This is a genomic window from Parafannyhessea sp., assembly GCF_051876455.1.
GTDB lineage: Bacteria > Actinomycetota > Coriobacteriia > Coriobacteriales > Atopobiaceae > Parafannyhessea.
In genome coordinates this window covers 15,046-23,436 of record NZ_JBJEHW010000037.1, presented here as the reverse complement: position 1 = coordinate 23,436, position 8,391 = coordinate 15,046, and the positions used below count along the sequence as shown (strand labels likewise).

The window sequence follows — 8,391 nt, the reverse complement described above, 5'->3', positions numbered from 1 at the left end:
CCAAAGCTAAGGAGAAGAACATGACGCCTCGACCGCAGGACGCCCTCGTGGCATGGCTCGCCGCCATGGCCGAGCGGCTCGCAGGCGACCGTAAGGTCGTCGCGTCCGAGCGCACGATGTTCGGCCGCGCCCGCGTGGTGGACATGCACGACTCGGACGGGACGCCCGTCCGCGTGCTCGAGGTGTCCGGCACGTGGCAGAGCGCCACGTACCTGGACGAGGGCTGGTCCGAGCTCGTCTTCCCCTACCACAGGCTCTTTGCGGACGCGATCCTCGAGCTGGGCATCGCCTCGCCGCACGCGCTCATGCTGGGCGGGGGCGGCTACGCCTTCCCCAAGTACCTCGTGACGCACGACGACGACGCCACAGTCGACGTGGTGGAGGTCGACCCCGCGGTGTCCGACCTCGCGCGGCGCCACTTCCTGCTCGACAGGCTGGGCCCCGCCGCGTCGCGCATGCGCACCTACAACGTGGACGCGCGGGCGTTCCTGGAATCCAGCCAGGGCCGTGCCTCCTACGACGTGATCGCCAACGACTGCTTTGGCGCCCAGGTCCCCACGGCGGGCATCGCCACGGCGGAGGGCGTGCGGGCCGTCGCGTCGCGCCTCGCGCCCGGGGGCGCGTACCTCTCCAACGTGGTCTCCGCGCTCGAGGGCAGGCGCTCGCGGGCGCTCCGCGACGTGTGCGCCACGCTCGCGACCGCGTTCGACCACGTGTGGGTCATCCCCTGCTCGCCCGAGGACCCTGACCTCGAGGACAACAACGTCGTGGTCGCCTCCAACGCCGGCGCGCTCCCCATCCCCACGTGGGAGCCCTCGGGCAGGCCCCTCGGCCGCGTGCTGAGGGACGGCGCGCGCTAGGGCCGCCCGCGGCCGAGGGCCCCCGTCCCTCTCCCCCGGCCCGTCCGCACGGCGATGGCTCGCGGCAGTTCGCGTAAGAGGCGGCGGCCACGCCTTACGCTGCCCGTATACTTCATGGGCGATGTGAGGGTCGAACCGTGAGGAGGGCGCATGTCTGGTCCTGGGGTCGGGAGGTACGACGTGTCGTTCGCGTCGTCGGACGGCAGCACGACGGTCAGGGGGTACGCGTGGTGGGACCACGACCCGCGCGACCGCACGGACGAGCGCCCCAAGGCCGTCGTGCTCCTGGTGCACGGCATGGCCGAGCACATCGAGCGCTACGACGCCTTCGCCCGGTGGCTCGCCTGCCATGGCTACCTCGTGTGCGGCCACAACCAGATCGGCCACGGCTCCAGCTGCCCGCGCGAGCGCTGGGGCTGCCTTCCCGCCCACGGCGGCGCCGCGTACCTGGTGGAGGACGTGGAGCGCCTGCGCCGGCTCGCCACGTCGTGGTGCGCGCCGGGCACGCCCTGCTTCGTCTTCGGCCACTCCATGGGGAGCTTCGTGGCGCGCAGCTACGCCTCGCACCACGGCGACGCGATCGACGGCGCCGTCATCTGCGGCACGGGCTTCGTGGACCCGCGCAAGGCGAGGTTCGGCAACGCCCTGGCGCGCCTGATAGCCCGCGTGCGCGGGGACGACGCCAAGAGCAGGTTCCTCCACGCGATGGCCGACGGCTCCTACGCCAAGAAGGTCCCCGCGCGCCGCACGGACTTCGACTGGCTCTCGCACAACAGGGCCAACGTGGACGCCTACATCGCGGACGACGCCTGCGGGTTCATGTTCTCCGCGGGCGGCTACGCCACGCTGATGGGAATCACGGCCGAGGTCTGCACGCCCGAGTGCGCGCGGAACGTGCCTCCCGCGCTGCCGCTGCTCTACATATCCGGCGCCGAGGACCCGGTGGGCGACATGGGCCGCGGCGTCACCGCGGCGGCCGAGCTCGCGCGGAAGGCGGGCTCCACGGACGTGACCGTGAGGCTGTTCCAGGGGATGCGCCACGAGATCCTGAACGAGGACGACGCCCCCGAGGTGTACCGGTGCGTGCTGGCATGGCTCGAGCAGAGGCTGCCGGGCGCGCGTGAGAGGGAGGACGTCGCATGAGCGAGAAGTACGTGATTGCCTTGGACCAGGGCACGACCTCATCCAGGTCGGTCCTCGTGGACCACGCCGGGCGCATGGTCGACTGCGTCCAGCGCAGCTACCCGCAGATCTTCCCCAAGCCCGGCTGGGTCGAGCACAACCCGCAGGAGATCCTGTACTCGCAGCTCGGCAGCCTGACCGAGCTCGTGACCCGCCACGCGCTCACGGCCGACAACGTGGCCGCCATCGGCATCGACAACCAGCGCGAGACCACGATCGTGTGGGACCCCAGCACCGGCGAGCCCATCCACAACGCCATCGTGTGGCAGTGCCGCCGCACCGCCCCCATCATCGAGGAGCTCTGCGGCACGCCCGAGGTGCGCAAGATGGTGCAGCGGAAGACGGGCCTCCTCCCGGACGCGTACTTCTCGGCCAGCAAGATCAAGTGGCTGCTCGACAACGTGCCGCATGCCCGCGAGCGCGCCGAGGCCGGCGAGCTCGTCTTCGGCACCGTGGACACCTGGCTCGTGTGGGTGCTCACGGGTGGCCTCGTGCACGCCACGGACCCCACCAACGCGAGCCGCACCATGCTCTACAACATCCACGAGGGCTGCTGGGACCAGGAGCTCCTCGACCTGTTTGGCATCCCCGCGTCCATGATGCCCGAGGTCAGGCCCTCCGCCTCGCTCTTTGGCGAGACGAGCTACCCCGGCGTCCCGGCGGGCATCCCCATCTGCGGCGTCGCGGGCGACCAGCAGTCGGCGCTCTTTGGCCAGTGCTGCTTCGAGCCCGGCCAGGCCAAGAACACCTACGGCACGGGCTGCTTCCTGCTCATGAACACCGGCACGGAGGCGCGCACGTCCTCCAACAACCTCGTGACGACCATCGCGGCAACGCCCCCGGGCGAGAGGCTCCACTACGCGCTCGAGGGCAGCGTCTTCGTGGCGGGCGCCCTCATCCAGTGGCTGCGCGACGAGATGCACCTCATCCGCACGGCCGAGGAGACGGAGTTCCTCGCCAGGAGCGTGCCCGACACGGGCGGCGTCTACATCGTGCCGGCGTTCACGGGCCTGGGCGCCCCCTACTGGAACCCCGACGCCCGCGGCCTCATCTGCGGCATCACGCGCGGCACCACGCCCGCGCACATCGCCCGCGCCGCGCTCGAGGCGCTGGCGTTCCAGACCTACGACCTGGCCCGCGCCATGGAGGCCGACGCCGGCGTGCGCCTGTCCGAGCTCAACGTGGACGGCGGCGCCTCGCGCAACGGCTTCCTCACGCAGTTCCAGGCCGACATCCTCGGCGCGGACATCCGCCGCCCCAAGAACATCGAGACCACGTCCCTGGGCGCCGCGTACCTCGCGGGCCTGGCCAGCGGCTACTGGAAGTCCACGCAAGATCTTCTTGCCCTGAGGTCCTCCGACGACGTGTTTACGCCTACCATGGATGAAAGCGAGGTGAAGGAACTTCTGGCCGGCTGGAAGGACGCCGTGAGGAGAGCGATGTAGATGGACCTCTTTGTCGCCAACGCGATACGACGCTACGTGCGCGACTCGTACGCCGAGGAGCTCGAGCTGCTCAGGACGCTCGCGCGGATTCCCGCGCCGTCCCACCACGAGGAGCGGCGCGCGAGCTTCATCGCGGGATGGCTGCACGCCCACGGCGCGCGCTACGTCCGCATAGACGACGAGAAGAACGTGATCTGCCTGCTCGCGAACCCGCGCGCGGAGCGCAAGGCGAGCGACGCCCAGACGCTGGCGGAGCACGTGAAGAACCGCACGCTCACGATGTACGCCGCCCACATGGACGTCGTCTTCGCGGACGAGGACGAGCTGCCGCTTCGCGAGGACGACGAGCGCATGTACGCGCCGGGCGTGGGCGACGACACCGCGAACCTCGTGAACCTGCTGATGGCGACCAAGTTCCTGCTGCAGAACCCCCTGGCCCGCGAGCGCGCCACGCGCAAGGGCAACATCCTCATCGTGGCGAACACCTGCGAGGAGGGCCTGGGCAACCTGGCCGGCACGCGCGACCTGTTTGGCGAGGTGGGCGAGTGGGTGGACAGGTACTTCTCGTTCGACCTGTACCTGCCGCAGTGCATATCGGTCTGCGTCGCGTCAGAGCGCTACCAGATCGACGTGGAGTGCACGGGCGGCCACTCGTACCACGACTACGGCAACGCGAACGCCATCGAGGAGGTCTGCTCGATCATCGAGGACCTCTATCGCATCAACCCGCCCATCGACGTGATGGACGGCGCGCACACGACCATGAACGTGGGGCGCATCGAGGGCGGCACCACCATCAACTCCATCCCCTCCCACGCGATGGCGAAGTTCGAGTTCCGCTCCTCCTCCACAGAGAACATCGAGGTCATGCGCTCGTTCTTTAACGCCGTGGTCGAGCGGCACCGCCGCGAGCTCGCGGAGAAGGACGAGGCGGGCAAGGTCACGGTGACGACGCTGGGCATCCGCCCGAGCGCGCAGGGCGTGGATGCCGACGCCCTCAGGCGGATGACGGAGCGCAGCGCGCGCATCGTGCGGCACGTCACGAAGGAGGACCCCGACCTGAGGCCGGCGTCAACGGACGCCAACATCCCGCTCTCGCTCGGCGTGCCCGCGAACACCATCGGCACCGTGCGCGGCGCCAAGCTCCACACCCGCGGCGAGTGGATCGAGAAGCGGAGCCTGCGCCAGGGCCTCGAGGTGGTCCTGCGCCTCATGCTGGACGACTGACGCGCCCTGCAGCTTCCGGCAACATCAGAGGATCGCGACTGGACGGTCCCCATGCGCCACGCGTGGGGACCGTCCTCTGGCAAATGCATGCCGTTGCGCCAGAGCGCATTTCGCAACCTTCGCATTACCACAATCATGAATTAAAATAAGCCCGTGAATTCGTGACGATTTGGGGTGATCCCGTGACCGAAGGCAACGATACGGCCGGCTCGACAGGCCCGCTTCGCACGACCGTTCCCTCGCGGGACGACCTGGCGGACGGCGGTGCGCCAAGGCACGCCGCACCCGCCGAGGGACCCGCAGCCGACGGCCAGGCGACGGAGCCAGCCGCGGACGCAGGCGCCGCGACCCAGCCCAGGCCGAGGCACGCCGCGAGGGCCCCCGAGGAGCCGGGCGAGAAGGACTCCTTCGGGGCAGGTTCCGCCGAGCACCCGCAGCCCGACTCCGCCGGCAAGACGGCGGTCTCCCCCGCCGAGGGCGAATCCGCCTCCCCAGCGCACGCTGCCCCGGGGGCCGCTACGGCCCTCGCCGCGTCCAAGCACGCGCACGGGGGCTCCTACGTGCCGCGTCGTCACTCGGCGTATGCGTCGCACGAGCGCGAGAGCGTGTCCGACTGGGTCAAGAGGCACCTCGCCACCATACGCATCGTCCTTCTCGTCTGCGTCATCGCCCTGTTTGGGTCGTCGCTCATCCTCACGAGGTGCTTTGGGCTCCTTGCCGGGCAGGAGGTGCCCAACGTCGTGGGCTACTCCGAGGAGAGCGCGAAGGCCCTGCTGGGCAAGCGCGGCTTCAGGGTCGAGGTGAAGGAGGAGGACACGCAGAACGCGGACGACGACGGCCGGGTGCTGGCGACGGACCCGGCGTCGGGCGAGAACGCGTCGCGCAGCGGAACCGTCACGCTCATGGTGGGGGTGATGACGCAGAAGACGGAGAAGGTCCCCAACCTCGTGGGAAAGACGAAGGCCGGCGCGGCGAGCGCCATCCTCGCGACGAACTTCTTCGTGCAGGACGACGTGGTGTACGCGTACTCGAGCACCGTCCCGGCGGGCACGGTCCTGAGCCAGGCGCCGTATGCGGGCAGCGAGAGGGCGCGCGGGTCGTCCATCGACCTCGTGGTGTCCGCGGGTCCGAACGGTGACGACGGGACGAACGCGAACGAGGGCGGCAAGAGCACCGTCACCATTCCGGACGTGGAGGGCATGGACTACGACGACGCCGTCACGCTGCTCAAGGGCATGGGCCTCAGGAGCAAGCGGAGCCGCGACACGGTGGACGGCAAGCTCACCCCGGGGACGGTCGCCGTGGTCGCGCCCTCGGTCGGGACCACGGCCGACATAGGGTCGACCGTCACCCTGAGCGTGGCCGCCAAGAAGTAGCCGTCGTCCTTCTCGCCCGGCGGTGGGTTTCCCCGTTCCCCCGTGCAAGGCGTTCGTGCAGCGATGTGGGTTCCGCGTGCACCCCAAAACGCCGCGTCATGTGGCATTATGGATGGTGACATACTGTTTTTCAGTTTTCGTCAACCACCTTCTTGGAACGACGCCAGGAGTGCCATGTTGCCTAAGTTCTGTCCCAAATGCGGTTCCCCCCTCAAGCCAGGCCAGGAGTTCTGCATGGTCTGCGGCACGAACCTGCGGGAGTGGGAGGAGGCGGACGACGCCGAGTTCCGTCCCGAGGACCTTGCGGAGGAGATCTCCGAAGAGGACCCGACGCTCGTGAGCAAGAGCCCCGTGGCCGACGGCCCCGTGACGGAGCCGGTTGAGGAGCCCGACCCCGACGACCCCCTGAACGAGGACGCGGAGCCCGAGCCCGTGGAGCCGCAGGAGCACGCGGAGACGGTCGCGGAGCGCCTGGAGGAGGAGCGGGAACGCGAGGCTGCGGCCGAGAGAGAGCCCGAGCTGCCCCGCCGCGGCGAGAGGCCCACCTTCGACGTGATCGACTCCTCGCACGCGCCCGTGCAGGCGCCCGTGGGGACCAACCCGACCGAGTCCCGGTTCCAGCGCAGCGACACCTTCTGGACGTCCGACCGAAGGGTGATCGTGGGCATCCTGGCCGCGACCCTCGTCATCACGCTCGTGTCCGCGCTCGTCACCACGCGCGGCTACAGCTTCAGCGACCCGCAGGCCAAGAACGTGACCTCTCGCAAGAGCGAGACCACGGACTCGAGCGACTCGTCCTCGAGCTCCAAGTCGAGCTCGGCGTCCAGCTCGAAGTCGAGCAAGACGAGCTCGAATTCGTCCTCCAAGAAGAGCACGTCGAGCAAGAAGAAGTCCAGCGAGAGCAGCCTCACCGCGGACGAGAAGGCCCAGAAGCAGGCAATCTCCGCATACTCGGACAAGCTCAAGAGCTATCGCTCGCAGGTTGACACCGCGATATCCGACTACAAGACGCTCTACGTGGCCACCCGCGACCAGCGCGAGGCAAAGCGCGCGTCGCTCGAGACGCTCATCCAGGAGCTGCAGGCCGACCAGAGCGCCAACGCCGCCCTCGCCTACCAGGAGACCGCGACGTTCTACCGCGCGTGGGTCGCGACGGACACCTGCTACAAGGACCTCGTGACCGTGGCGCAGCAGGTCGACCGCTACTGGCGCATCGACCTGGGCTACAACTACCCGAGCTACTACCCGCAGGTGCTGCTGGACCCCATCAACCAGAGCACCGCCGAGGGCGGCGACATCTACCAGACGCTGTCTGACTACGACACCAACTACGCCCAGATCACGTTCAAGAAGGATGCAACGTCGAGCACGGGTTCCGGCACCACGAGCACGGACTCCAGCTCGACCACGAGCTCGACCGGCACCGACACGAGCTCGAACCAGTAGGCGCAGGCGTCGGCCCGTGCCCTAGCGCAAGCCGGCGCGCCTTACGGCCTCCTGCCACAGACGCTCCCGCTCCCCCACGGGAACGGGAGCGTATCCCTTCCCAGCGAGATCCTCCGCAAGGCCCGGCCGGGCGAGAAGAACGTCCTTCCTCGCTCGCGGCAGGCGGTGTATGCGCGCCTCCAGCACGCTCGCGGCCGAGCGGCCGCGGCAGGACCAGAGCCCCACGAGCGCGGTCACCGGGTGCGTGCGCGTGTAGCGCGCCCCGCGCCCGGAGCGTCCGAGGTGCTCCGCCATGCGCCGCACGACGTCGGTCGTGATGCCGGTGTAGACGCTGCCGTCCTCGCAGGAGACCATGTAGACGAAGTATTGCCGCGCCGCGCGCGGCTCGCCGGTGCCGCTGGCAGCGTCTTCCGTGCGAGGGCGCGGGTCCTTCTCGCCCTTCGCGTCCTTCTTGCCATTTTCGCCCATGCGGGCTATGCCCCGTCCCCGTCCAGGGCGTGGGGCCCGTCCTGGCGCCACGCGATCGGCAGCCCCATGCCGGCGAGTGCGAGCACGAGGCCGCGCAGCCCCTCGCAGGCGCCGGCGTCCGCATCCGCGCAATCGGCCGGCGCGCTGCCGTAGGCGGCCTGGCCCATGCCCGCGCCGATGAGCTCGAGCGACCAGCCCCAGCCGTCCAGGCACGGTGCGCCGCCGTCCTCCCACGGGTCGAGCCCGAGGGGAAGGAGTGCCCCCGTCAGGCGCACGGCGCCGTCCGCGTCGAGCGTCGCGACCCTTTGCGTGCGGGCAAGGCCCTTGCCAAACCAGAGCTCGAGGGCATCGTCCTCGTTCCTGCCGACATAGAGCTCGAAACCGTCG

General features: G+C 69.6%; 8 protein-coding genes. 6 read left to right on the top strand and 2 right to left on the bottom strand.

Annotated elements, in window-relative coordinates; all coding sequences use genetic code 11:
* The 6 genes from ACI38Z_RS01805 to ACI38Z_RS01780 all read left to right on the top strand — a co-directional run.
* Window positions 1-860: spermidine synthase (locus ACI38Z_RS01805; RefSeq protein ID WP_439788477.1), on the top strand; the 860-nt coding region annotated here is incomplete at its 5' end.
* Window positions 861-1,010: 150 nt separating this feature from the next.
* The gene (locus ACI38Z_RS01800; RefSeq protein ID WP_439788476.1) at window positions 1,011-2,003 is read left to right on the top strand and encodes an alpha/beta fold hydrolase; all 993 of its coding nucleotides are present in this window, start codon (window positions 1,011-1,013) and stop codon (window positions 2,001-2,003) included.
* Window positions 2,000-3,487, top strand: coding sequence for a glycerol kinase GlpK (glpK, locus tag ACI38Z_RS01795; RefSeq protein ID WP_439788475.1), 1,488 nt, complete (start codon window positions 2,000-2,002; stop codon window positions 3,485-3,487). Before ACI38Z_RS01800 ends, glpK begins: the two co-directional genes overlap by 4 nt.
* Window positions 3,488-4,714 carry a M20/M25/M40 family metallo-hydrolase gene (locus ACI38Z_RS01790; protein WP_439788474.1) on the top strand — a complete coding sequence of 409 codons (1,227 nt, stop codon included), beginning with the start codon at window positions 3,488-3,490 and terminating at the stop codon, window positions 4,712-4,714. It abuts the gene before it with no gap.
* Window positions 4,715-4,896: 182 nt separating this feature from the next.
* Window positions 4,897-6,090, top strand: a complete 1,194-nt coding sequence (locus ACI38Z_RS01785) for a PASTA domain-containing protein (RefSeq protein ID WP_439788473.1) — start codon at window positions 4,897-4,899, stop codon at window positions 6,088-6,090.
* A 174-nt stretch (window positions 6,091-6,264) separates the two neighbouring features.
* Entirely contained in the window at window positions 6,265-7,536 is a 1,272-nt protein-coding gene (locus ACI38Z_RS01780; RefSeq protein WP_439788472.1) for a zinc-ribbon domain-containing protein, read from the top strand.
* Window positions 7,537-7,557: 21 nt separating this feature from the next.
* Here the strand turns inward: ACI38Z_RS01780 and ACI38Z_RS01775 are convergent, their stop codons facing one another.
* Window positions 7,558-8,004 carry a GIY-YIG nuclease family protein gene (locus tag ACI38Z_RS01775; RefSeq protein WP_439788471.1) on the bottom strand — a complete coding sequence of 149 codons (447 nt, stop codon included), beginning with the start codon at window positions 8,002-8,004 and terminating at the stop codon, window positions 7,558-7,560.
* A gap of 5 nt (window positions 8,005-8,009) precedes the next feature.
* On the bottom strand, window positions 8,010-8,391 hold a 382-nt coding region (locus tag ACI38Z_RS01770), incomplete at its 5' end, for a hypothetical protein (protein ID WP_439788470.1).